This is a genomic window from Dorea sp. MB18-49 (assembly GCF_023669465.1).
In the GTDB taxonomy this organism is placed as follows: domain Bacteria; phylum Bacillota; class Clostridia; order Lachnospirales; family Lachnospiraceae; genus Dorea_A; species Dorea_A longicatena.
Map to the genome: position 1 here is coordinate 1 of NZ_JAMOYX010000047.1, position 24,019 is coordinate 24,019.

The 24,019-nt window shown below is 43.3% G+C and carries 23 protein-coding genes and 1 other annotated feature; of the genes, 21 read left to right on the plus strand and 2 right to left on the minus strand.

Annotated elements, in window-relative coordinates; genetic code table 11:
• Positions 1–158 precede the first annotated feature (158 nt).
• Genes NCY30_RS12155 through spoVG form a run of 3 tightly spaced genes read left to right on the plus strand, consistent with a single transcriptional unit; the run spans position 159 to position 2,866 of the window.
• A complete protein-coding gene (locus tag NCY30_RS12155) occupies positions 159–1,433 on the plus strand; it encodes a glucose-1-phosphate adenylyltransferase (RefSeq protein WP_022415299.1) in 1,275 nt (424 codons plus the stop codon).
• Positions 1,430–2,548, plus strand: coding sequence for a glucose-1-phosphate adenylyltransferase subunit GlgD (gene glgD / locus NCY30_RS12160; protein ID WP_006427500.1), 1,119 nt, complete (start codon positions 1,430–1,432; stop codon positions 2,546–2,548). Before NCY30_RS12155 ends, glgD begins: the two co-directional genes overlap by 4 nt.
• 42 nt (positions 2,549–2,590) lie before the next feature.
• Positions 2,591–2,866, plus strand: a complete 276-nt coding sequence (gene spoVG / locus NCY30_RS12165; protein ID WP_006427499.1) for a septation regulator SpoVG — start codon at positions 2,591–2,593, stop codon at positions 2,864–2,866.
• A gap of 65 nt (positions 2,867–2,931) precedes the next feature.
• Here the strand turns inward: spoVG and NCY30_RS12170 are convergent, their stop codons facing one another.
• Entirely contained in the window at positions 2,932–3,711 is a 780-nt protein-coding gene (locus tag NCY30_RS12170; protein WP_022415300.1) for an RluA family pseudouridine synthase, read from the minus strand.
• 149 nt (positions 3,712–3,860) lie between these two features.
• Positions 3,861–4,071, plus strand: a binding site (T-box leader).
• A 147-nt stretch (positions 4,072–4,218) separates the two neighbouring features.
• Here NCY30_RS12170 and proS point away from each other — a divergent pair.
• The 13 genes from proS (at position 4,219) to NCY30_RS12235 (ending at position 17,730) form a co-directional block, all read left to right on the plus strand.
• Positions 4,219–5,658: a proline--tRNA ligase gene (proS, locus tag NCY30_RS12175; protein ID WP_006427496.1), complete on the plus strand. Its 1,440-nt coding sequence runs from the start codon at positions 4,219–4,221 to the stop codon at positions 5,656–5,658.
• Between the two features lie 129 nt (positions 5,659–5,787).
• Complete coding sequence (locus tag NCY30_RS12180) at positions 5,788–7,131, plus strand: CCA tRNA nucleotidyltransferase (protein WP_022415301.1); 1,344 nt, start codon at positions 5,788–5,790, stop codon at positions 7,129–7,131.
• Positions 7,132–7,204: 73 nt separating this feature from the next.
• On the plus strand, positions 7,205–8,191 hold the full coding sequence (locus tag NCY30_RS12185) for a CotS family spore coat protein (RefSeq protein WP_006427494.1): 987 nt from the start codon (positions 7,205–7,207) through the stop codon (positions 8,189–8,191).
• A gap of 185 nt (positions 8,192–8,376) precedes the next feature.
• Positions 8,377–8,652: an HU family DNA-binding protein gene (locus NCY30_RS12190; protein ID WP_006427493.1), complete on the plus strand. Its 276-nt coding sequence runs from the start codon at positions 8,377–8,379 to the stop codon at positions 8,650–8,652.
• Between the two features lie 138 nt (positions 8,653–8,790).
• Positions 8,791–9,030, plus strand: a complete 240-nt coding sequence (locus tag NCY30_RS12195) for an RNA-binding S4 domain-containing protein (RefSeq protein ID WP_044919987.1) — start codon at positions 8,791–8,793, stop codon at positions 9,028–9,030.
• Between the two features lie 119 nt (positions 9,031–9,149).
• Complete coding sequence (gene yabP / locus NCY30_RS12200) at positions 9,150–9,434, plus strand: sporulation protein YabP (RefSeq protein ID WP_022415303.1); 285 nt, start codon at positions 9,150–9,152, stop codon at positions 9,432–9,434.
• Positions 9,435–9,485: 51 nt separating this feature from the next.
• Positions 9,486–9,836, plus strand: a complete 351-nt coding sequence (gene yabQ / locus NCY30_RS12205; RefSeq protein ID WP_022415304.1) for a spore cortex biosynthesis protein YabQ — start codon at positions 9,486–9,488, stop codon at positions 9,834–9,836.
• A 63-nt stretch (positions 9,837–9,899) separates the two neighbouring features.
• Positions 9,900–10,223: a septum formation initiator family protein gene (locus tag NCY30_RS12210; protein WP_006427488.1), complete on the plus strand. Its 324-nt coding sequence runs from the start codon at positions 9,900–9,902 to the stop codon at positions 10,221–10,223.
• A gap of 100 nt (positions 10,224–10,323) precedes the next feature.
• A complete protein-coding gene (locus tag NCY30_RS12215; protein WP_022415305.1) occupies positions 10,324–11,730 on the plus strand; it encodes a SpoIIE family protein phosphatase in 1,407 nt (468 codons plus the stop codon).
• A gap of 121 nt (positions 11,731–11,851) precedes the next feature.
• Positions 11,852–13,240, plus strand: coding sequence for a tRNA lysidine(34) synthetase TilS (gene tilS / locus NCY30_RS12220; RefSeq protein ID WP_237999006.1), 1,389 nt, complete (start codon positions 11,852–11,854; stop codon positions 13,238–13,240).
• On the plus strand, positions 13,209–13,736 hold the full coding sequence (gene hpt, locus NCY30_RS12225) for a hypoxanthine phosphoribosyltransferase (protein ID WP_237999007.1): 528 nt from the start codon (positions 13,209–13,211) through the stop codon (positions 13,734–13,736). Before tilS ends, hpt begins: the two co-directional genes overlap by 32 nt.
• A 28-nt stretch (positions 13,737–13,764) precedes the next feature.
• Positions 13,765–15,609, plus strand: a complete 1,845-nt coding sequence (ftsH, locus tag NCY30_RS12230; RefSeq protein ID WP_044919983.1) for an ATP-dependent zinc metalloprotease FtsH — start codon at positions 13,765–13,767, stop codon at positions 15,607–15,609.
• Positions 15,610–15,660: 51 nt separating this feature from the next.
• Positions 15,661–17,730: a glycoside hydrolase family 13 protein gene (locus NCY30_RS12235; protein ID WP_173733478.1), complete on the plus strand. Its 2,070-nt coding sequence runs from the start codon at positions 15,661–15,663 to the stop codon at positions 17,728–17,730.
• 176 nt (positions 17,731–17,906) lie between these two features.
• Here NCY30_RS12235 and map read toward each other — a convergent pair whose 3' ends face one another.
• Entirely contained in the window at positions 17,907–18,716 is an 810-nt protein-coding gene (gene map / locus NCY30_RS12240) for a type I methionyl aminopeptidase (protein ID WP_173733477.1), read from the minus strand.
• Between the two features lie 237 nt (positions 18,717–18,953).
• On the opposite strand from map, the gene NCY30_RS12245 reads away from it, so the two are divergent.
• From NCY30_RS12245 to NCY30_RS12265, 5 genes are all read left to right on the plus strand, one after another.
• A complete protein-coding gene (locus NCY30_RS12245) occupies positions 18,954–20,030 on the plus strand; it encodes a 6-phosphofructokinase (protein WP_022415311.1) in 1,077 nt (358 codons plus the stop codon).
• 47 nt (positions 20,031–20,077) lie between these two features.
• The gene (gene dnaX / locus NCY30_RS12250; protein ID WP_006427478.1) at positions 20,078–21,649 is read left to right on the plus strand and encodes a DNA polymerase III subunit gamma/tau; all 1,572 of its coding nucleotides are present in this window, start codon (positions 20,078–20,080) and stop codon (positions 21,647–21,649) included.
• Positions 21,650–21,661: 12 nt separating this feature from the next.
• Positions 21,662–22,015, plus strand: a complete 354-nt coding sequence (locus NCY30_RS12255) for a YbaB/EbfC family nucleoid-associated protein (RefSeq protein ID WP_006427477.1) — start codon at positions 21,662–21,664, stop codon at positions 22,013–22,015.
• A gap of 55 nt (positions 22,016–22,070) precedes the next feature.
• A complete protein-coding gene (gene recR / locus NCY30_RS12260) occupies positions 22,071–22,667 on the plus strand; it encodes a recombination mediator RecR (protein ID WP_006427476.1) in 597 nt (198 codons plus the stop codon).
• A gap of 115 nt (positions 22,668–22,782) precedes the next feature.
• Positions 22,783–23,883: a LacI family DNA-binding transcriptional regulator gene (locus tag NCY30_RS12265; protein WP_006427475.1), complete on the plus strand. Its 1,101-nt coding sequence runs from the start codon at positions 22,783–22,785 to the stop codon at positions 23,881–23,883.
• The last annotated feature ends 136 nt before the right edge of the window (positions 23,884–24,019 follow it).

The window sequence follows — 24,019 nt, forward strand, 5'->3', positions numbered from 1 at the left end:
ATTATAAACATATATCAAAAAAAATCCAAGTCGTAAGTTTTTGTAATAATTTAACAAAAAGTTTGCGAAAATCGAAAAAAAACTGTAAAAATTGTTAGCTACGTAAGAAGAAGTATGGTATAATAAAAAAAGTAAGACTACTGAGAAGGGGTGATGACATGAGAAAGAAGGAAATGATAGCAATGCTGCTGGCAGGAGGACAGGGCAGCAGACTTGGAGTCCTCACAGCAAAAGTTGCAAAACCTGCCGTTGCATTTGGAGGTAAATATCGCATTATTGACTTTCCACTCAGCAACTGCATTAATTCAGGAATTGATACGGTGGGTGTATTGACCCAGTATCAGCCATTGAGATTGAATGCGCATATAGGAATTGGTATTCCCTGGGATCTTGACAGGAATTACGGAGGAGTAACGGTTCTTCCACCATATGAGAGAAGCGGAAGCAGTGAATGGTATTCCGGAACTGCGAACGCAATTTATCAGAATCTGGATTATATGGAGCAGTTTGATCCGGATTATGTACTGATCTTATCAGGGGATCACATTTATAAAATGGACTATGAAGTAATGCTGGATTATCATAAGGCGAATAACGCAGACGTGACGATTGCGGCAATGCCGGTGCCGATGGAAGAGGCAAGCCGTTTCGGTATTGTTATCGCAGATGAAGATGGAAGAATTCAGGAATTCCAGGAAAAACCTGCGGAACCAAAGAGTAATCTGGCATCTATGGGAATTTATATATTCTCATGGAAAGTCCTGAAGGAAGCGTTGGAGACATTGAAGGACGAGCCTGGTTGTGACTTCGGAAAGCATATCATTCCATATTGTCACAATAAAGGCGAGAGATTGTTCGCATATGAATATAACGGTTACTGGAAAGATGTCGGAACACTGGGATCTTACTGGGAAGCCAATATGGAACTGATCGATATCATACCGGAGTTCAATTTATATGAAGAATTCTGGAAGATATATACCAACAGTGAGATTCTGCCGCCACAGTATATTTCGGCACAGTCAGTGATTGAGAGAAGTATTATCTGTAACGGTGCGGAAGTATATGGTGAAGTACATAACAGTATTATCGGATCCGGAGTTGTTATAGGAGAAGGATCCGTGATCAGGGATTCTATTATCATGAAAGATACCAGGGTTGGTAAGAATTGTGTCATGGACAAGGCAATCGTTGCAGAAAATTGCCTGGTTGGGGATAATACTACATTTGGCATCGGAAGTGATATACCGAACAAATTAAAACCGGCAATTTATTCATTTGGCCTGGTTGCCGTGGGTGAAAAATCTGTAATACCGGATGGGGTGCAGATTGGAAAGAACACTGCTATCAGTGGAGTAACATCCAAAGAAGATTACCCGAATGGAGTACTGGAAAGTGGAGAAACATTGATAAAGGCAGGTGAACGAGCATGAGAGCAGTAGGAATTATTTTAGCAGGTGGTAACAGCAATAAGATGCGTGAACTGACACATAAAAGAGCAGTGGCAGCAATGCCGATCGCCGGAAGTTACAGAGCGATTGACTTTGCACTCAGTAATATGTCAAACTCTCATATTCAGAAGGTGGCAGTTCTGACACAGTACAATGCCCGTTCGTTGAATGAACATCTGAATTCTTCAAAATGGTGGGATTTCGGAAGAAAGCAGGGGGGATTATATGTATTTACCCCGACGATCACCGCGGAGAACGGATACTGGTACCGCGGAACAGCAGACGCAATTTATCAGAATCTGGATTTCTTAAAGAGATGTCACGAACCTTATGTAATCATTACATCCGGTGATGCTGTATATAAGATGGATTATAACAAAGTACTGGAATATCACATTGCAAAGAAAGCGGATATTACAGTGGTATGCAAAGAACTTGGTCCGAACGAAGATGCAAGCCGTTTCGGAACGATCAAGATGAATGATTCGATGCGTATTGAAGAGTTCGAGGAAAAGCCGATGGTGGCACAGTCGCAGATTGTATCGACAGGTATCTATGTAATCAGAAGACGCCAGCTGATCGATCTGATCGAACATTGCGCAGAAGATGACAGACATGATTTTGTGACCGATATTCTTATCAGATATAAGAATCTGAAGAAAATCTACGGTTATAAAATAAAAGATTACTGGAGCAACATTTCAACAGTGGATGCATATTATCAGACGAATATGGATTTCCTGAAACCGGAAGTACGTGAGTATTTCTTCCGGACACAGCCGGGTATTTATTCCAAGGTCAGCGACTTGCCGCCGGCAAAATACAACCCGGGATCTATGGTTAAGAACAGCCTTGTGGCGAGTGGAAGTATCATTAATGGTACAGTCGAGAATTCGATTCTTTTCAAGAAGACATTCGTGGGGAACAACTGTGTCATTAAGAATTCCATTATTCTTAATGATGTCTATCTCGGAGACAATGCATATATTGAGAACTGTATTGTAGAAAGCAGGGATACGATCCGGGCAAACACACGCTATGTTGGTGAAAATGGTGTGAAGGTAGTCGTAGAAAAAAATGAGAGGTATGCACTTTAAGAAAAAGCAGTGCAAAGGCTAGAAGAAAGGGGCTAGAACAACATGCAGATTACAGATGTACGAGTACGTAAAGTAGCAAAGGAGGGCAAGCTGAAAGCTGTCGTTTCCATTACCATGGATGAGGAATTTGTGGTACACGATATTAAGGTGATTGAAGGAGAAAAAGGACTCTTTATCGCAATGCCAAGCAAGAAAGCATTGGATGGAGAGTATAGAGATATTGCGCATCCAATCAACTCAGGAACAAGAGAGCGCATTCAGAATATTATCCTTGAGAAATATGAAGAAGCTCTGACTGAGGATGTAGCAGAAGCATAGAGGGCATATGTATCGGCGAAAAAGAGGAGTGGGAATTTCCCGCTCCTCTTTTCAGGATAACTGAATTATGCCGGATCGGCCTCTAATTGAAAATGCATCGCCTTGTGTGTGACCGGATGTTTGAAATCGAGCTTATAAGCACACAATCGGATTGTCTGCCATCCTTTATTGCCGGTAAGCTCCGGGTTATATTTTGTATCTCCGACGATCGGGCATCCAATGGAGGCAAGCTGCACACGGATCTGGTGATGACGTCCGGTGTCCAGATGAATCTCAAGTTCGGTCTCGTGACATTCCTGACTTTGCGAAGACAGAGAGATATCAACAGAGGAAGAGCTGCCGGAAACAGTTGAAAACAACCGGCTATGGTCAGGAACCGTATCATAATGCAGCCGTGCAATCTTCGCTCCGTTTTCCTTTGCAGAACAGATTCGGGAAGTGTTCGTCCGGGCATCTTTGACCATATAATCCTCGAGTGTTCCTTCTTTCTCGGAAGGCGCATTGGTGACAAGCGCGCGGTAATATTTCTCGAAACCCTGATTCTGTAACTGCTTATTCAGATCTTTTGCAGCAGCCGGAGTCTTGGCAAAGACAAGGATTCCGGCAACGGGCTGGTCGAGTCTGTGGATGACGGCAAGGTAAGGCTCAGCAGAGCCTGGGGTTCTGGAACCAATGGATTTTGGTGCACCGGATTTTCCGGAAGTGCCGGAAGCTTTCGCCAGATGATTCTTGATCAGGCTGACCATGTCCGGGTAACGGATGCTTTTGCTCTGGGTTGCTATGCCATGTGGTTTGACACAGACGAGGATGTGTGGGTCTTCATATAATATATTTAAAGTAGCCATATACTTCTCCTTTGTTAAGACAAATGATATACTTATTAAATCATGGAGGGGAAAAAACTGCAAGCAGACATTGGCGGAAGCAGGGATAGAGATAATATCTTGACAAAACATATTTCATGGATTAAAATAATTGACAATTCAAAAAAAATTTTATGGCGATGAAGGGAATTAGTACATGAGAATCCAGCCGCAGAGAGGATATCATATGGTGTGAGATATCTGCTGTTCATCACATGGAACCGGTCCTGGAGCCACTGCATGAAAGTGCAGCGTGTCAGCCGGCGTTAACGGCCAATGAAGAGAGCTGCGAAAGGGTCGCAGTTAACTAGGGTGGTACCGCCGAGCTTTTCGGTCCCTTTTTCGGGGAGTCGAAAGGCCCGGCGTTTTTTGTGCGATGCATTTAAAAGAGACATTCGCATACAGAAGCAATTGCCAGGTTGCGGAACTCCCGGCAAAAAAATAACGTGGAATAAGGATTCCACCAAAATTGAAAAGGAGAAGAGAAACATGGCAAAGGAAAAATTAGTCAAAAACATTACATCTCGTGACGAAGATTTCGCACAGTGGTACACAGACGTTGTACGTGAAGCAAATCTTTGTGATTATTCAAGCGTAAAAGGATGCATGAACTACTTACCGAACGGTTATGCGATCTGGGAACTGATCCAGGCAGATCTTGACAGACGTTTCAAAGAAACAGGAGTTGAGAATGTATACCTGCCAGTACTGATTCCGGAGTCACTTCTGGAAAAAGAAGCTGATCACGTAGAAGGATTCGCACCGGAAGTTGCATGGGTAACACACGGTGGAATGGAAAGACTGCAGGAAAGATTATGCGTACGCCCTACATCAGAGACATTGTTCTGTGACCTCTGGGCAAAGACTGTAAAATCATACAGAGATCTTCCAAAGGTATGGAACCAGTGGAACTCCGTTCTCCGTTGGGAGAAGACAACAAGACCATTCCTTCGTTCAAGAGAATTCTTATGGCAGGAAGGTCACACACTTCATGCAACATATGAAGAAGCAGAAGAAAGAACAATCCAGATGTGGGAAGTTTATAAGGATTGCTATAAAGAGACAATGGCTATCCCATTCGTAGCAGGAAGAAAGGCAGAACACGAGAAATTCGCCGGAGCAGAAGACACATACACGATCGAAGCACTGATGCATGACGGAAAAGCACTTCAGTCTGCGACAAGCCATTTCTTCGGAAACGGATTCCCGGATGCATTCGGAATCAAATATGTAGATAAGAACAACGAACTGCACAGTGCGTATGAGACATCATGGGGATGGTCAACAAGAAGTATCGGAGCCCTGATCATGGTTCACGGTGACGATGACGGACTGGTATTGCCACCACACGTAGCACCGGTTGAATGTAGAATCATCCCAATCGCCCAGCACAAAGAAGGCGTGCTTGACAGATCTTATGCACTGCTTGACGAACTGAAAAAAGCAGGATACAGAGTGAAGATCGATGACTCTGATAAGAGTACAGGATGGAAATTCTCTGAGCAGGAGATCCTTGGTATCCCAACACGTATCGAGATCGGGCCAAAGGATATCGAGAAGAACCAGGTTGTTGTTGTACGTCGTGATAACCGTGAAAAGATCGTTGTATCTCTCGATGAGATCGCAGTAAAACTGCGCGAGATCTTAGAGCAGGAGCAGCAGGATATGTACAACAGAGCAGAAGAATTCCTGAACAGCCACATTGATACAGCTACTACAATGGATGAAATGGTTGAGAAGTTCAAAGCCAACCGTGGATTTGTAAAAGCATGCTGGTGTGGAGATCCGGAATGTGAGGGCGAAGTAAAATATCAGACAGGCGGAGCTGCAACAAGATGTCTGATCGAAGATGAAGAGTTTATTTCCGATAAATGTATCTATTGCGGAAAACCTGCGAAACACATGGCTTACTGGGGAAAATCATACTAAGAATAAAGAGATTATAAGTAATGGATGGTGGATTTTAGGAATCTACCGTCCATTTTTTATCAACAGCCACCGGCAAAAATATGGTATGATATAGAATGTTGATAACGTGGATAAACGGAGGAAATATTTGTGAATAACTATAATATAAAATTACCGGATGATGTACAGTTTATCATTCATACCTTACAGTTGCATGGATTTGAAGCATACGCAGTCGGGGGATGTGTCAGAGATTCCATCCTTGGCAGAGAACCGGGCGACTGGGATATTACAACATCAGCAATGCCGGAAGAGACAAAGGCATTATTTGACAAAACATTTGATACGGGAATTGAGCATGGAACGATAACCGTACTTTTGAATCATGAGGGATACGAAGTTACGACGTACAGAATCGATGGAAAATACGAAGACAGCAGACATCCGAAAGAAGTCACATTTACAAGAAATCTGAAAGAAGACCTGCTCAGACGAGACTTTACGATCAATGCTATGGCATACAATGACAAGGATGGGATCGTAGATATCTTTGGAGGAATGCAGGATCTGGAAAAGCATATGATCCGCTGTGTGGGAAATGCCAGGGAACGTTTCTCGGAAGATGCGCTCCGGATTTTAAGAGGCGTCAGATTTGCGGCACAGCTTGGATTTGAGATTGATGAGGAGACGAAAGAAGGAATGAAGCTTCTTGCGCCGACACTGGAAAATATCAGTGCGGAGAGGATACAGGTAGAACTGGTGAAGATGCTGACATCTGACCGGCCGGAGCTTATAAGAACTGCTTATGAACTTGGGATTACGAAGGTATTTTTGCCGGAATTTGACCGTATGATGGAGACAAAGCAGGAAACACTGCATCATATGTACACAGTCGGGGAACATACCATTCATGCGATGATGAATGTCCGCAATGATAAGATCTTAAGATTAACAATGTTACTGCATGATACAGGTAAACCGGAATACAAGACGATGGATGAAGACGGTGTGGCGCATTTTAAAATGCATGCATTAGGAAGCGAGCGGATTGCCAAAGAAGTGCTTCGGAGATTAAAGTTCGATAATGATACGCTGCATAAGGTTACAAGACTTGTGCTGAATCATGATTACCGCATGCCGGCCGTGCCGAAAAATGTCAGAAGGGCAATGAATAAGATCGGCGAAGACATTTTCCCATACTATATGGAAGTAAGGAGAGCAGATGTTCTGGCACAAAGTGAGTACCAGAGAGCAGAAAAATTAAAAAACCTCGATGAAGTAGAACAGACATATGCAGAGATTATAGAAAAAGGCCAGTGTGTTTCATTAAAAGAATTAGCTGTGACAGGTAGAGATCTGATCCGGGCGGGAATGAAGCCGGGAAAAGAGATAGGGGAAAAGTTAAACGAATTATTGAACCTTGTGATCGAGAATCCGGAAATGAACACCAAAGAGATCCTGCTGAAATATAGTTTCCCGGATAAAGAAGTATAACAGCAGTGAATATTTTTTATATTTCCCACATACATTTAAAAAGAATATCAAGTGTAAAGCGCGGGGAATATAAATGCAGGAATTTGAACAAAAAATACTGGAACAATATGATATAGAAGTAAGCAGCACCCGCAAAGTCAGGGGTGCTGTTTTATGCGAAACAAATAAGGGATTATTCCTTTTAAAGGAGATTACAACATCTGAGAAGAGAATCCCTGCGTTATGTGAACTTTATACACGGCTTTATGAGCAGGGGTATCATAGGATCGATTATGTGGTCACGAACCGTAACGGCGAATATATATCTGCATTGGATAACGGAGACCGGTACATATTAAAGAAATGTTTTGCCGGACGTGAATGCGACATTAAGAAGACAAGGGAAATATTTGAAGCGGCGGGAAATCTGGCAAAACTACATATCATTATGCGTTATGAACTGGAACATGGGATACCGGAAGGAACCAAAACAGATGAAAAATACAGACGGCATAATCGTGAATTGAAAAAGGTCCGGCAGTTTACAAGAAAAGTTGTTCCCAAGGGTGAGTTTGAATTTGCCTTTTTGAAACAGTTTGATCAGATGTATCAATGGGCAGAGGCAGCAGTGGAAGAACTGGAGCGGTCGGATTATGAGAAACTGTATGCCGAAGAGATGAAGAAGTCCGGTATGATACATGGAGAGTATAATTATCATAATATCATTATGACAAAAGAAGGAATCGCCACAACCAATTTTGAAAAATTCCGCAGGGACATTCAGGTGGAAGATCTGTATTATTTCCTCAGGAAGGTTCTGGAAAAAAGTGGATGGAAGATCCGCCTGGGTGATGGCATGCTGAATGCCTATTCGGCAATACATCCGCTTACGGAGGGCGAAATGGAATATCTGAAGATCCGTCTGATCTATCCGGAAAAATTCTGGAAAACGGCCAATTCGTATTATTGTACAAATAAAGCATGGATATCGGTAAAAAACATAGAAAAGCTTCAGACTGCGATAAGGCAGACAGAAGAGAAAAAAATGTTTTTAAAAGAAGTATTTGGATTTGAACTTTAAAGGTATGGTAAAATAGCGAAAAAGCTTGAAAATACAGGGGAAACGGGGGATTTACCTTGACATTCACAGTGAAAACAGGTATAACAGTACATAAAGGCATGCCATATGACGGGTATGGACGTTGACTTTGTATAAAAAGAATTGAAATCGTGAATTCTAAATGTAAATAAGAGGAGGAACAATCCATGAATAAGACAGAACTGATCGCAGCAATTGCTGACCAGGCAGAATTATCAAAGAAAGACTCTGAAAAAGCTTTAAAAGCTTTTATCGATGTTGTTACAGAAGAATTAAAGAAAGAACATAAAGTACAGGTTGTTGGATTTGGTACTTTCGAAGTAAGCATGAGAGCTGAAAGAGAAGGAAGAAATCCTCAGACAGGCGAGACTATGAAGATTGCTGCATGTAAAGCACCAAAATTCAAAGCTGGTAAAGCATTAAAGGATGCTATCAACGAGTAGTCTGAATTGTAATATTTATAAATGTATTTTATGCCGGAGAGTATCTTGATGCCCTCCGGTTTTTCAATCGTTATGCGTTCGAAAGAAGCTGCAACCTACAGGCACTGTAGATACCAAAGTATGCAGGAGAATAAAGATATGAGATTAGATAAATTTTTAAAAGTTTCCAGACTGATCAAACGCCGGACCGTAGCTAACGAAGCCTGCGATGCCGGTCGTGTACTGGTGAATGACAAGCCGGCCAAGGCATCGGTAAAGGTAAAACCGGGAGATATCATAGAAATCCAGTTTGGAACAAGAACCGTAAAAGTAGAAGTACTTGATATCAAGGATACGACAAAAAAAGAAGAGGCAGGAGACCTGTTCAAATATTTATAAAATAAATAAAGAGCCTGCGAAAAATCAGCAGATCAGCACAACCTTTCTTAAGTGATCATATGAAAAGTCATAATTTGTGATTTCTGTTCATATGATTAGTAAGAAAGGTTGTGATAGTTTTGGAGACCACAGCAGTACAAAAAAGCCATAAACTGGTATTAAATAACCGGAAAACCGGACTGGTGACCGGAGTGTTGGATGTCCTGTCTTTTAATCTGAATGAGATATTGTTGGAGACGGAGCAGGGAATGCTCATGGTAAAGGGCACGGATCTGCATGTAAACCGGGTGAATCTGGAAAAGGGAGAGATTGATCTGTCCGGCAACATTGAAAGTATCTCTTATTCGGATATACAGTCTCCCGGAAAACAGGCGGAAAGTCTGTTTGGAAAATTGTTTCGCTGAAAAAGCGGAGAGAAATCCGGTGAAATTTATGAAACGGGATGGAAATATGAGATGGGAATAACAAAAGAATTATTTATATTTCTTTCTGCAATATTGTCCGGAGCAATTGTACGTCTTGTATACCGCTGCATAAGCTGTCTGCGAAATGTGATACATCATACGCACTGGATCGTTGAGCTGGAAGATCTGGCATACTGGGTCGGAACCGCAATTTTTTTGTTTGTGCAGATTTACTACACAAGTAGTGGTAGTGTAAGGTGGTATTTTGTACTAGGTATTGGGCTTGGAGCATCAGCTATGTCGGTTTTCCTAGTGGCTGTCAGGAAGTGGTATCGAAAAATTGTATGTCCGGGAAGCGGGTTTTTGGCTGAAACACTTGAAAAAGGCCGGAAAAAAAGATAGAATAAAGGCAATTAACAGGTGAGTGGAATGACAGAGATGTCAAACAAGGGTGAGTAAAATAAGATGAAAGATGTAAAACAGAGAAACCGCAGAAGACGGCAGTGCAGGCGTTCTCAGGATCATAAGAGAAGTGTGCTGGCGATTAGTGCTGTTGTTCTTTTGCTGACAGTTATGGTGTCTGCGAACAGTATGACGTTAAAGGCGAAGAACAGAGAATATCAGGCGCAGGAGACAGAACTGAAAGAGCAGATCCAGGCAGAAAAAGACCGGTCAAAAGAGATCAAAGAATTAGATAAATATGTCGGAACAGACAAATACGTAGAAGACGTGGCGAAAGAAAAGCTGGGTCTGGTACATAATAATGAGATAATTTTCAAAGCAAAATAAGAGTACTCGGAACAAATGATAAGCTTCAGGAAGAGATTCCTGAAGCTTTTTTCTGTTTATCGGGGAAATAAAAAGAAAAGGTCGAAAGGGGAGCAATAAAGTGGCACGGATAAAAGAACAGGAAATATTTGTGAATCCATATGTGGTGCAGATGGACAAATTTGCGGAGTCTCTGCAGCATCTATCAAAAACATTTTTAAATATGGAACATTATAAAGGAACATTGTCCAAAGAAGAAATTGATGAAATGTTTGACAAAGTAACGGGGAATGTCTGTGCCGGTTGTGAGCGAAAAGAAGTGTGTCTCGGCGAGAGGCGGGAGAAAACATATCAGATGATGTATGAAATCATGTGTGCAGCAGAAGAGTATGGTGCAGAACTGAATATGGAATTGAAAAAAAGACTGAAAAGGCAATGCATGCTTGCGCCGCGTTTCCTAAGGGAAAGTCTGGAAGTGTTTGAAAATGCCAAACAGATATTGATGTGGAATCACAGGATGCTGCAGACAAGAGAAGGATATGCCACACAGCTTACAAGCTTTGCAAAGATGATACAGTATACAACCAGAGAACTGGATGCGGGGATCTTTCAGGATGAATATCTGGAAAAACGTATAAAAACAGCCTTAAAAAAAGAGAATGTAAAGATGTTATCGATTGTATTTTATATGACCCAGCAGGGAAAATATGAGGTACATCTGACGGTAAAAGCGGTTAAGGGACGGGTAATCCTTGCAAAAGATATCGCATTTCTGGTGGGAAAATGTATAGGAAGAACCATGATCCCAAGACAGGGAGAACGACTTGTGATAGGAGGGGAATATGGAACCATTGCATGTGTGGAAGGTGCGAAATTCCAGACGCTTCAGGGGATTGCCCGGATCGGAAAAGGACTGGAGCAGATATCGGGGGATACTTTTCTTATGAAAGATCTGCCGGGAGGCCGCAAAGGAATCGCGCTTTCTGATGGAATGGGATCGGGAGAAGAAGCATTCCGGGACAGTACGATGGTGGTAGAAATGTTAGAAGAACTGTTAGAGGCAGGATTCCCGGTAGAGACGGCGGTGCAGATGATGAATACGGCGCTGGTGATCGGAAGGGAAGAAGTGAAATTCTGCACACTGGATGTATGTCTGTTTGATCTGTATCGTGGAAGCTGTGAATTTGTAAAGGCGGGCGCGGCCGCAACATTTATCAAAAAGAAGGATAAAGTTGAAAAAATTGTATCAACAACACTTCCGATCGGGGTTATACAGAATATTGAGATTGACCGGGAAGTGTGTGATCTGGAATCCGGGGATTATGTGGTCATGGTGACGGACGGAGTTCTGGATGCACTTCCGGCAAAAGAACAGGAAGAACAGATGATAGATATTATTCAAAACACGAATATTGTAAATCCGACAGAGTTTGCAAGAAGCATTCTAAGTGAGGTGTTGAAATATTCGGGAGAAATGCCACTGGATGATATGACGATCCTTGTGATCGGCCTGTGGGGCGTGAGCTGACTTTCCGATAAGTTGACTTTCTATAAGAAATTATATATATTTATCATGATATCGAAACAAATAAAAGAGTTATATATTTCGAAAAAATATGAAAACAAATCAGATAAAAAGGAAGACCGGAATGTATGAACGGGTGAGGGCATATGTGAAAAAATACCATATGCTGCAGGAAAAAGATCATGTAATTGCAGGCGTATCGGGAGGTGCAGACTCCGTATGCCTTCTTTTCATGCTTGTAAAACTTCAAAAGGAAATGCGGTTTGGGTTGACGGTAGTGCATATTCATCACGGACTTCGCGGAGAAAGTGCGGATGCAGATGAGAATTACGTCAGAGCCCTTTGTGAGAAGCTGGATGTTGAACTTCTGGCTTTTCATGAAGATGTCGGAAGATATGCGAAAGAACAGAAGCTGACGCTCGAAGAGGCAGGAAGGAATGTCAGAAGACATATATTCGAAGAAGTCTGTCACAGGAAAAACGGAACGAGGATTGCGCTGGCGCATCATCAGAATGACAATGCGGAGACACTTCTGTGGAATTTAAGCCGTGGATGTGGTCTTAAAGGGATCGGCGGGATCAGTCCGGTTGACGGAAAGTATATCCGGCCGCTTCTGGGGGTAAGAAGACAGGAAATCGAAGAATATTTAAAAGAAAATAATATAGACTATTGTACCGATGAGACGAATCTGGAAGACCATTATACAAGGAATCGTCTTAGAAATCATGTGATCCCATACCTGGAACGAGAGATTAATCCAAGAGCTGTTTCACATATGGCAGATACGATGGAGCAAATGCGGACAGTGTGGGCATTTATGGAAGAGGAAGTGGAAAAATGCAGAAAATACTGCGTAAAACCCAAACAAGATAAAGCAGATGGAGTAGTGATCCTGGAAGAGGGTTTCCGAAGTGTAAATGAGACTGTCCGGACGTTTCTGATCCATGAACTGTTGTGCGAAACGGCAGGACGCAAAAAAGATATTGAACAGATCCACGTAAAACTGGTGGAAGAACTGATGGAACATCAGACCGGACGGAAGATTATGCTGCCTTATGAGATGACCGGGGAAAGGTGTTACGAAGGAATCTGGCTTCATAAAGTGAAGGATAAAGAAAAATCCGGAGAAAATTCTAAGCCGCCGGTACAGATGCGCATACTGGAACGAACACCACAAACCAGTGTATTTCCTAAAAAAACCTACACGAAATGGTTTGACTATGATATAATTAAGAGCACTGTAAAAATAAGACATAAGCAGCCTGGAGACTATATTACGATTGACAAAAACGGCAGTACACAGAGCCTGAAAAAGTATTTTGTCAATGTGAAAGTCCCGAGAGAAGACAGGGAGAAGATCTGGCTGGCAGCAGACGGCAGCCACATCCTGTGGATCATCGGATACAGACAGAACCAGGCATATCAGATTACAGATAAAACCAGAAGAATTCTGGAAATAGAATTTAACGGAGGAGAAGAAGATGGCAGAGAGAGTAAAAGTATTAGTTCCTGAAGAGGATGTTGCAAAGAGAATCAAAGAGCTTGGCGAACAGATCAGCAAAGATTATGCCGGAAAGCAGGTACATCTGATCTGTGTATTGAAGGGTGGCGTATTCTTCATGTGCGAACTGGCGAAGAGAATCACCGTTCCGGTATCAATGGACTTTATGAGTGTCAGCAGCTACGGTGACGGAACGAAGTCAAGCGGTGTTGTTAAGATCGCAAAAGACTTAGATGAGACACTGGAAGGAAAAAATGTACTGATCGTGGAGGATATTATTGACTCCGGAAGAACATTATATTATCTGATGGACATCTTATCTAAGAGAAATCCAAAGAGCATGAAGCTCTGTACGCTTCTGGATAAACCGGAAAGAAGAGTAAAAGATGTAAAAGTAGATTATGTCGGATTCAATATCCCGGACGAATTCGTTGTGGGATATGGACTGGATTACGCCCAGAGATACAGAAATCTTCCATTCATCGGAGTGGTAGAGGGCGTGAAATAAGGCGCGGCATAAGAAAGGAGCCTGAAAATTGAATAATAAGAAAGCGAGAGGGCTGAATGGTGTTGTATTCCTCGTGTTTGTCGTATTTTTGTTCGCAGCACTGTGGTTTACCAATCAGTTCGATCAACGAGAGAAAGAAATTTCCTGGAAGAAATTCCAACAGCTGGTTCAGAACGACAAGATCGAGTCTGTAGAAGTGAATCAGAACAAGAGCGTTCCGACGGGGCGCGTGGAGATTACGCTGAAGGGAGATGACAGTTCCGATAATGTCAGATATCTGTATGTCTCCGATGTAAATGAGATCCAGGATTACCTGAAAGAGCAGAATGTGGATTATACCATGCCGGATATTCCACAGGACAGCTGGGCAGCAACTACATTTCTGCCGGTTATCCTTACACTGGTCGGAGTGTTCCTGATCTTTGGTCTGATGAACCGTCAGGGCGGCGGGGCCAATTCGAAAGCAATGAATTTCGGAAAGAGCCGTGCAAAACTGAGCACAGACCGTGACAAGAAAGTGACATTTGCCCAGGTGGCAGGTCTGGAAGAAGAAAAAGAGGAACTGGAGGAGATCGTTGATTTCCTGAAGTCTCCGAAGAAATATATCCAGGTGGGAGCAAGAATCCCGAAAGGTGTACTGTTAGTGGGCCCTCCGGGAACCGGTAAGACGCTGCTTGCCAAAGCAGTTGCCGGAGAAGCAGGAGTTCCGTTCTTTACGATTTCCGGTTCAGACTTTGTGGAAATGTTCGTTGGTGTCGGAGCTTCCCGTGTCAGAGACTTGTTCGAGGAAGCGAAGAAGAATGCACCGTGTATCATTTTCATCGATGAGATCGATGCAGTTGCAAGACGCCGTGGAACCGGAATGGGCGGCGGACACGATGAGCGTGAGCAGACACTGAACCAGTTGCTGGTAGAGATGGACGGATTCGGCGTCAATGAAGGCATCATTGTGATGGCGGCTACAAACCGTGTGGATATTCTTGACCCTGCAATCTTACGTCCGGGACGATTCGACCGTAAGGTTATGGTCGGAAGACCGGATATTAAGGGCCGTGAAGAGATCCTCAAGGTACATGCGAAGGGGAAACCGTTAAGCGAAGAGATCAATCTGCAGCAGATCGCGCAGACAACGGCAGGATTTACCGGAGCTGATCTGGAAAATCTCTTGAACGAAGCAGCAATTCTGGCTGCAAAGGATAACAGAGTATTCTTAAAACAGGAAGACATAAAAAAGGCATTTGTCAAAGTCGGAATCGGTGCGGAGAAGAAGAGCCGCGTTATTTCCGAAAAAGAGAAGAGAATCACAGCATTCCACGAAGCAGGGCATGCGATCTTGTTCCATGTGCTTCCGGATGTGGGACCTGTATACAGTGTTTCAATCATCCCGACGGGAAGTGCGGGCGGATATACGATGCCGCTTCCGGAAAAGGATGAGATGTTTAATACAAAAGGAAAGATGCTTCAGGATATTACGGTAGCACTTGGCGGACGTGTAGCCGAAGAAGAAGTATTTGATGATATTACAACCGGTGCATCTCAGGATATCAAGCAGGCAACGGGCCTGGCCAAATCCATGGTTACGAAGTTCGGTATGTCAGAGGCAGTCGGACTTATTAACTATGATGATGACAACAATGAGGTGTTCATCGGACGTGATCTGGCGCACACAGCAAGAGGCTACGGAGAGGGCGTGGCGACTGTGATCGACCAGGAAGTAAAGAGAATTATTGATGAATGTTATGACAGAGCAAGACATATCATTAGAAAATATGATGATGTTCTGCATGCATGCGCAGATCTTCTGTTGGAAAAAGAAAAGATTTCCCGGGAAGAATTTGAAGCGCTGTTCCCGGAAGATGTATCAGAAGACTAGAAGAAAGCGTGCTCCTTTCCGAGAGCAAAAAATGAGAGAGGTGTTAGTTATATGAATAAGACGGCTTTATTTTGTGATGGAACAGAAGGATATGTGTATCCTCCTGAACCGAAAGAAAGCGAACTGGTGACATTCCGGTTCCGTACGGCGAAGGATGATGTAGACAGAGTAGGGCTTGTGACATCGGCTGACACATATGTAATGGAAAAAGAATGCACACAGGGAGAGTTTGATTATTATACGTTCGAGACACGTCTGGGGGAAGAGCCGTTCAGATATTGTTTCGAAGTGCAGTCTGGGACAGAAAAATATTATTATGGACGATGTGGAATCTCTCGCGAGATCCTGGAGTACTATAATTTTGTTGTAGTACCCGGATTTTCCACACCGGACTGGGCAAAGGGAGCGGTTATGTATCAGATATTTACAGACCGCTTTTATAACGGAGATAAGTCAAATGATGTAGAGACGAATGAGTATTACTATATCGGAGATTATTCCCGGAGAGTAACGAACTGGGATAAATATCCGGCGAACATGGGTGTAAGAGAATTCTACGGCGGGGATCTGCAGGGAGTCATGGATAAGCTTGATTATCTGCAGGACCTGGGCGTAGAAGTCGTATATTTTAATCCGTTATTTGTGTCACCGTCCAACCACAAATATGATATCCAGGATTATGATTATATCGATCCGCATTATGGAAAGATCGTAGATGACGGAGGCGAGGTGCTTCCGAATGGTGTGACGGACAATAGTCAGGCAACGAAGTATAAAAAACGCACGACAGGATTTAAGAACCTGGAAGCAAGTAATGAGTTGTTCATTAAACTGGTGGAGGAATTACATCGCCGTGGAATGAAAGTGATTCTGGACGGCGTGTTCAACCACTGTGGTTCATTCAATAAATGGATGGACCGTGAGAGAATTTACGAAGGTGAAGAGGATTATGAACCGGGTGCTTATGTATCGGCAGACAGTCCGTACAGAAGCTACTTCCGTTTCTTCAAAGAAGGACCGGAGAACTGGCCGTATAATGGCAATTACGATGGCTGGTGGGGACATGATACTCTGCCGAAACTGAATTACGAAGATTCTGTAAAACTGGAAAATTATATCTTATATATCGGACGGAAATGGGTATCGCCGCCGTATAATGTAGATGGATGGCGTCTGGATGTGGCAGCAGACCTGGGACGCAGCAATGAATACAATCACGAGTTCTGGCAGAAATTCCGAAGAGCCGTGAAAGATGCAAATCCGAATGCACTGATCCTTGCCGAACATTACGGCGATCCGAGTGACTGGCTTAAGGGGGATGAGTGGGATACCGTTATGAACTATGATGCGTTCATGGAGCCGGTTACATGGTTCCTGACCGGAATGGAAAAGCATAGTGATGAGGCGAGAGAAGAGCTCCTTGGTAACATCGATAACTTTATCGGTTCGATGGCACATCACATGTCGAACATGCTGACTCCGTCACTTCAGGTGGCGATGAATGAGCTTTCCAACCATGATCATTCCAGATTCTTAACGAGAACGAATCACATGGTTGGCCGTGTGGAACATCTGGGACCGGAAGCTGCGAACGAGTATGTGAATAAAGCGGTTATGCGTGAAGCGGTTGTTATGCAGATGACCTGGGTCGGAGCTCCGACGGTATATTATGGTGATGAGGCTGGTGTCTGTGGATTTACAGATCCGGATAACAGAAGAACCTATCCGTGGGGACATGAAGATCAGGAACTGATCGCATTCCACAAAGAAGCAATCCGCATCCACAAAGAGCATCCGGCACTTAAGACCGGTTCGTTGAAGATCCTTGGCGGAGAGGAAAATATCCTGTCTTATGCGAGATTTAAAGGGCATGACCGGATCATTGTTGTGATCAATAACCGCAGCGAACGTGCGGAAGTAAAAGTTCCTGTATGGGAAGCAGAGATTCCGATAAAATGCCGCATGAAACGTCTGCTATATTCTTACAAAGATGGATATACAACAGAGTACGAAGAGTATCTGGTAGAAGACGGAGAAGTGGTTGCGAACATGGGACCACATTCGGCACTTGTACTGGGAATGAGAAATGAAGAGGATCATGACTGGCTGTATATTTTGTAGAATGGGTATGGACCGGCTAATAGTGAATTTTGTAAAGAAGATACAAACAGACTAATAGTGAAATAAAGAAAATAAAAAGATTACCGGAAAATGTAGTGCGTTTTCCGGTAATCTTTTATTACGTTTTTATACAAACATAATAATGTGAGATCTGGTTTCGATAATGCAAAATTATATTATTTTGTAAGAACTTCTACACCATCTTCTTTAATAAGAACCATATATTCAATCTGAGCAGAAAGACCGTCGTCATCCGTATAAACGGTCCATCCGTTGTCTTCATCTACATAGAATTCCGGAGAACCCTGATTGATCATCGGCTCGATCGTGAACATCATACCAGGAACCAGAACCATCTCACTGCCCTTCGGAGTAACATAACTTACGAATGGATCTTCGTGGAATTCCAGACCGATTCCATGGCCGCCGATCTCCTCTACGACAGAATATCCATTTTCCTGTGCATGTGAATTGATCGCATAAGCAATGTCTCCAAGATGTCCCCAAGGTTTTGCTGCTTTAAGTCCAAGCTCTACGCATTCTTTTGTAACACGGACAATACGTTCGGCTTCCGGTGATACGTCACCGATCGTGAACATACGGGATGCATCAGAGAAATATCCGTTTAAAATCGTAGACACATCTACGTTGATGATATCTCCATCGATTAGAATCTCATTTTCACTTGGGATACCGTGGCAGATGACGTTGTTGATGGAAGTACATACGCTCTTCGGGAATCCCTCATAATTCAGAGGCGCCGGGATTCCTCCGTGCTCTGTTGTGAAATCATATACAAGTTTGTCAATTTCGGCAGTGCTCATTCCTGCATGAATATGAGCTGCTACATGGTCGAGAACTGCGGTGTTCAGTTCTGCACTTTTTTTGATCATTTCAATCTGTTCCGGTGTCTTCAGTAATGAACGGTCAGGAACGATCTGGCCTTTGGACGCAAGTGTCCACAATTTTATATCTAACTTATCCACAATACTACCTGCTTTCTAAACAAATTTTCCACATGTATTATAGCACGTTTTGGAAAAAGAGACAGGGGAATTTTTGTCAATAGGATTGCCGCAAATGAAAAATCCTTTGTCCCTTATTGTCTCCACCATAAAAATAAGTTATAATTTTACTGGTATTGTATACAGAATGTGGATAAACTATTATGGTTCATAGTAATGATAAAGTTATACACAGGCAACATAGAAAGGAGCAGACATATGTTAAGAATAGGAATGCTTACAAGCGGCGGCGACTGTCAGGCACTGAATGCAGCGATGAGAGGCGTCGTAAAGGGGCTTTTTTCGAAACGAGATGATGTAGAGATTTATGGATTTCAAGATGGATATAAAGGTTTGATCTATTCGAACTTTAAGATGCTTACGTCAAAAGACTTTTCGGGGATTCTGACACTTGGTGGAACGATTCTGGGAACATCCAGACAACCGTTCAAGTTAATGAGAGTACCGGATAAGGACGGAATTGACAAAGTAGAGGCAATGAAACACACTTACCACAAGCTGAATCTGGACTGCCTGGTAATCCTTGGGGGAAATGGAACACACAAATCAGCCAATATGCTGAGAGAAGAAGGACTTAATGTGGTAACACTTCCGAAGACGATTGATAACGATCTCTGGGGAACGGACATGACATTCGGATTCCAGAGTGCGGTAGACATTGCAACAGATACAATTGACAGGATCCATACAACAGCAACGTCTCACAGCCGTGTATTTATCGTGGAAGTAATGGGGCACAAAGTAGGATGGGTAACACTTCATGCAGGAATTGCCGGCGGTGCCGATATTATTCTGCTTCCGGAGATGCCATATGACATCAATTCAGTAGTTGAAGCAATTGAAAAGCGCGGCAAAGCAGGAAAGAGATTCACAATTATTGCTGTTGCAGAAGGTGCGATTTCAAAAGAAGATGCAGCGCTTTCAAAGAAGGAATTAAAAGAGAAAAAAGCAAAGAAGAAATACCCTTCTGTTGCATATGAACTTGCTGAGAAGATTCAGGAAAAAACAGATAAAGAAGTAAGAATTACTGTGCCTGGACATACACAGCGAGGCGGCTCTCCGTGTGCATATGACCGTGTGCTTGCAACAAGACTTGGTGCAGAAGCTGCGAGAGCAATTCTGGAAGGTGATTTTGGATGTATGGTAGGAACAAAGAATCAGGAGATTATCCGTGTACCATTGTCAGAAGTTGCCGGAAAATTAAAATATGTAGATCCAAAGGCATCGATCATTAAAGAAGCAAAAACCATCGGTATCAGCTTTGGTGATGAATAAGATACACAGGTTAAGCAGGATCTGCATTTAGACAAGGAGTGTAAAGAATGTCATATACGGCATTATACCGTAAATTCCGTCCGGATGAATTCGAAGATGTAAAAGGACAGGATGCGATCGTCCGGACGCTTAAGAACCAGATCAATGCAGACCGTATCGGACATGCATATCTGTTCTGCGGGACAAGAGGAACCGGTAAGACGACGGTTGCAAAAATATTTGCGAAAGCAGTCAACTGCGAACATCCGGTAGACGGAAGTCCGTGCGGGGAGTGCGCAATGTGCAAGTCGATCGCAGCGGGTACATCGATGAACGTGATCGAGATCGATGCGGCATCGAATAATGGTGTGGATAATATCCGAGAGATCCGTGAAGAAGTCACATACCGTCCGACAGAAGGAAAATATAAAGTATATATCATCGACGAGGTGCATATGCTGTCGATCGGTGCGTTCAATGCATTGTTAAAAACATTGGAAGAACCGCCGGAATATGTTATATTTATTCTTGCGACAACGGAGGCACACAAGATCCCGATTACGATCTTAAGCCGTTGTCAGCGATATGATTTTAAGAGAATTTCCATTGAAACGATCGCAGCAAGACTGCGGGAACTGATTGATAAAGAAGGATGGGACGTAGAAGATAAGGCGGTCCGTTATATTGCGAAGATGGCGGACGGTTCCATGCGAGATTCATTAAGTCTTCTGGATCAGTGTGCCGCATTCTATATGAATGAGACACTGACATATGATCATGTACTGGAAGTGCTGGGAGCGGTGGATACGGAAGTGTTCAGCCGGCTTTTAAGACAGCTGCTTGCGATGGATGTGCATCAGGTGATCGAAACGGTCGATGAGCTGGTGATGCAGGGAAGAGAACTGTCCCAGCTTGCGGCAGATTTCACATGGTATCTGCGAAATCTCCTTCTGGTGAAGAGTTCGGATAATATGGAAGATGTACTGGATGTGTCGTCTGAAAATCTTGCACTTTTAAAAGAAGAAGCACAGATGATCGACAGCGATACGCTGATCCGTTACATCCGAATTTTCTCAGATCTGACGAACCAGTTAAAATATGCGACCCAGAAGAGGGTACTTCTGGAAGTGACACTGATCAAATTGTGCCGTCCGGCGATGGATCAGAACAAAGATGCATTACTGGACCGCATCCGTGCGATCGAGAAGCAGCTCGAAGAGGGGGCGTGGGAAGCACCGGTCAGAGAACGCATCGTATATGCATCGGATGCAAAAGAGGCGGGAGAACCGAAGCCAAAGCCGGAACTTCCGCAGGCATTGAACGAAGATGTGAAAGCGGTGGCAAAAGATTTCCGGATGATCATCAATGAGGCTTCCCCGATGCTCAGAACCTATCTGAAAAAAGCAAGACTGAGTGCAGGAGAAGGCAACAGGCTTCTGATCGTACTGCCGGATGAACTGAGCGCAAGCGCGGTGGCAACACCGGAACATAAAGAAGAGATCCAGTCACTGATCGAGCAGAAGATTGGCAAAAAAGTAGAGATAGACGTCCGCCAGATGGAGGCGGGACGCAGATTCGAAGATAATTTTGTGGATCTGGAGAATCTGATTAATATGGAAATTACTGTAGAAGACGAATAGGAGGATATTATCATGGCAAAAAGAGGTGGATTCCCAGGCGGCGGAATGCCGGGAAATATGGCAAATCTGATGAAACAGGCACAGAAGATGCAGCGTCAGATGGAAGAACAGGCAAAGGAAATGGAGACAAAAGAATTCAGTGCAACTGCAGGCGGCGGTGCTGTTGAAGTTACTGTTTCCGGAAGCAAGAAGATCTTAAAAGTAAAACTGGATGAAGAAGTTGTAGATCCGGATGATGTAGAGATGCTGGAAGATCTGCTTGTGGCAGCAGTCAACGAAGCATTGGAGAAAGTAGACGCAGAGACAACTTCTGCAATGTCTAAGTTCACCGGCGGCATGGGCGGCGGAATGCCGGGATTATTCTAGGAGAAATTCCAGGAGAAAGTTCCGGGAGAATTATTCTTACAGGGAGTTAAAAACTATGGATTATTACAGTAATCAGATGAGCAAACTGATCGAGGAACTGTCATGTCTTCCGGGAATCGGAGCAAAATCTGCGGCAAGACTTGCATTTCATCTGATCCATATGCCGGTTGATGATGTAAAGAGACTGGCTTCTACAATGGTGGAAGCCAGAGAGAACATAAAATATTGCAAAGAATGTTATACACTGACGGATCAGGAACTGTGTCCGATCTGCAGCAACAGTAATCGTGATCACCAGACGATCATGGTAGTGGAGAATACGAGAGACCTTGCGGCATACGAAAAGACCGGAAAATATAACGGTGTATACCACGTGCTTCACGGAGCAATCTCTCCGATGCTTGGTATCGGTCCGGAAGATATCAAACTGAAGGAACTGATCGAACGTCTGCAGGGAGATGTGAAAGAAGTGATTATTGCCACGAACTCAAGCCTGGAAGGTGAGACGACAGCAATGTATATCAGTAAGCTGATCAAACCGACGGGAATTAAGGTGAGCAGGATTGCAAGTGGTGTTCCGGTTGGAGGAGATCTGGAGTATATCGATGAAGTGACACTTCTACGGGCACTTGAAGGAAGGACAGAGCTGTAGCCCTGTCCCCTTTTTTACTTATCATGCGTTTGAAAAAGCAGCCAGTTGCCAAAGCAATCGTAATGAGCTGTCAGGTTCAGCAGAGTTTTGACGGTCGGCATTGGAGGTGAGATAAATGAAGAAAAAGGTTACATCAACGGATATTGCACATGCTGCCGGGGTATCACAGTCCACAGTTTCCATGATCCTGAACAAAAAGTACGATGTATCATTTGCAAAAGATACTGTGGAAAGAGTGGAAAATGCGGCAAAAGAACTGGGATATGTCCCGCCGAAGCGGAAAACGAGAAAAGGAACAAAACGGGAGAAGCTTCTTGTTGTATTCTGCCCAAACCTGACGAATCCGTATTATGTTATGCTGCTTCAGGGGATTGAGGCACATGCGAAAGAAAAAGGTTTCGGCCTTTTTGTATGCAATACGCAGAGAGATCTCAGGATGGAAGAGCGCTATCTGAAAATGATGTGGCAGTTAAGACCGCTTGGAATTATCTATACCTGTAATCCGAGCCATTGCTTTATGGAACTTGTGGGAGAAATTGCAGAACAGATACCGGTTGCGATCGTCAATAACCAGAATGAAAAGATGAATGTAGATGCGGTGGAACTTGACAATTCCAAGCTTGGAAGAGTCATGGCGAAACATCTGCTGGAACTGGGACACAGGAAAGTTGCATATATAGCACCGCCGCTTACGGCAAGGCAGAAGCAGCGTTCGAAGCGGGTAGAGGGCTTCCTGAAAGAATATGAGAAAGTCGGACTGCGTGACCAGGTGATCATAAAAGCGGCAAAAGAAGAAATTGATCTGGATGTGGCGCATATTGATTCGGAGTACAAGATCGGGTATGAGCTGACGAAAGAATTGTTGAAGGAAACGACGGATGTGACAGCAATCGTCGGACTGAATGATATGATCGCATTTGGAATCATGGATGCACTTCATGAAGCAAAGATAAAGGTGCCGACCGATGTGTCCGTGATGGGGTGTGACAACACCTTGTTTGCAAGAATGCATAACATGAATCTGACGACCATCGAACATTTTGTGACTTTCAAAGGAAGAGATGCATGTGATATCATAATGAAGAAGATAGCCACACATCATTCGACGAATACAGGTGCGGTTCCGATCAGTACATATCATGTGGAGTATGAGCCGCAATTAATCGTCCGGGGGACGACAACGTATGCGAAAAATGCCCGAAAAAAGAAAAATTAATTCTTTTGCGAAAATTATTATTAATAAATTCGAGATTTTACAAAATAAAAATGCATGTTAAATTTAAATAATCCCATAAAATGCGTGAAAATCGTTAATGAAATGAAAAAATTAAAAAAATATCGTTAACATTTCT

Bases quoted from the DNA above. Each gene is read 5' to 3' on its own strand.
- NCY30_RS12155 (WP_022415299.1), top strand. From the start codon at position 159: ATGAGAAAGAAGGAAATGATAGCAATGCTGCTGGCAGGAGGACAGGGC.
- glgD (WP_006427500.1), top strand. From the start codon at position 1,430: ATGAGAGCAGTAGGAATTATTTTAGCAGGTGGTAACAGCAATAAGATG.
- spoVG (WP_006427499.1), top strand. From the start codon at position 2,591: ATGCAGATTACAGATGTACGAGTACGTAAAGTAGCAAAGGAGGGCAAG.
- NCY30_RS12170 (WP_022415300.1), bottom strand. From the start codon at position 3,711: ATGGCTACTTTAAATATATTATATGAAGACCCACACATCCTCGTCTGT.
- proS (WP_006427496.1), top strand. From the start codon at position 4,219: ATGGCAAAGGAAAAATTAGTCAAAAACATTACATCTCGTGACGAAGAT.
- NCY30_RS12185 (WP_006427494.1), top strand. From the start codon at position 7,205: ATGCAGGAATTTGAACAAAAAATACTGGAACAATATGATATAGAAGTA.
- NCY30_RS12190 (WP_006427493.1), top strand. From the start codon at position 8,377: ATGAATAAGACAGAACTGATCGCAGCAATTGCTGACCAGGCAGAATTA.
- NCY30_RS12195 (WP_044919987.1), top strand. From the start codon at position 8,791: ATGAGATTAGATAAATTTTTAAAAGTTTCCAGACTGATCAAACGCCGG.
- yabQ (WP_022415304.1), top strand. From the start codon at position 9,486: ATGGGAATAACAAAAGAATTATTTATATTTCTTTCTGCAATATTGTCC.
- NCY30_RS12210 (WP_006427488.1), top strand. From the start codon at position 9,900: ATGAAAGATGTAAAACAGAGAAACCGCAGAAGACGGCAGTGCAGGCGT.
- tilS (WP_237999006.1), top strand. From the start codon at position 11,852: ATGTATGAACGGGTGAGGGCATATGTGAAAAAATACCATATGCTGCAG.
- hpt (WP_237999007.1), top strand. From the start codon at position 13,209: ATGGCAGAGAGAGTAAAAGTATTAGTTCCTGAAGAGGATGTTGCAAAG.
- NCY30_RS12235 (WP_173733478.1), top strand. From the start codon at position 15,661: ATGAATAAGACGGCTTTATTTTGTGATGGAACAGAAGGATATGTGTAT.
- NCY30_RS12245 (WP_022415311.1), top strand. From the start codon at position 18,954: ATGTTAAGAATAGGAATGCTTACAAGCGGCGGCGACTGTCAGGCACTG.
- dnaX (WP_006427478.1), top strand. From the start codon at position 20,078: ATGTCATATACGGCATTATACCGTAAATTCCGTCCGGATGAATTCGAA.
- NCY30_RS12255 (WP_006427477.1), top strand. From the start codon at position 21,662: ATGGCAAAAAGAGGTGGATTCCCAGGCGGCGGAATGCCGGGAAATATG.
- recR (WP_006427476.1), top strand. From the start codon at position 22,071: ATGGATTATTACAGTAATCAGATGAGCAAACTGATCGAGGAACTGTCA.
- NCY30_RS12265 (WP_006427475.1), top strand. From the start codon at position 22,783: ATGAAGAAAAAGGTTACATCAACGGATATTGCACATGCTGCCGGGGTA.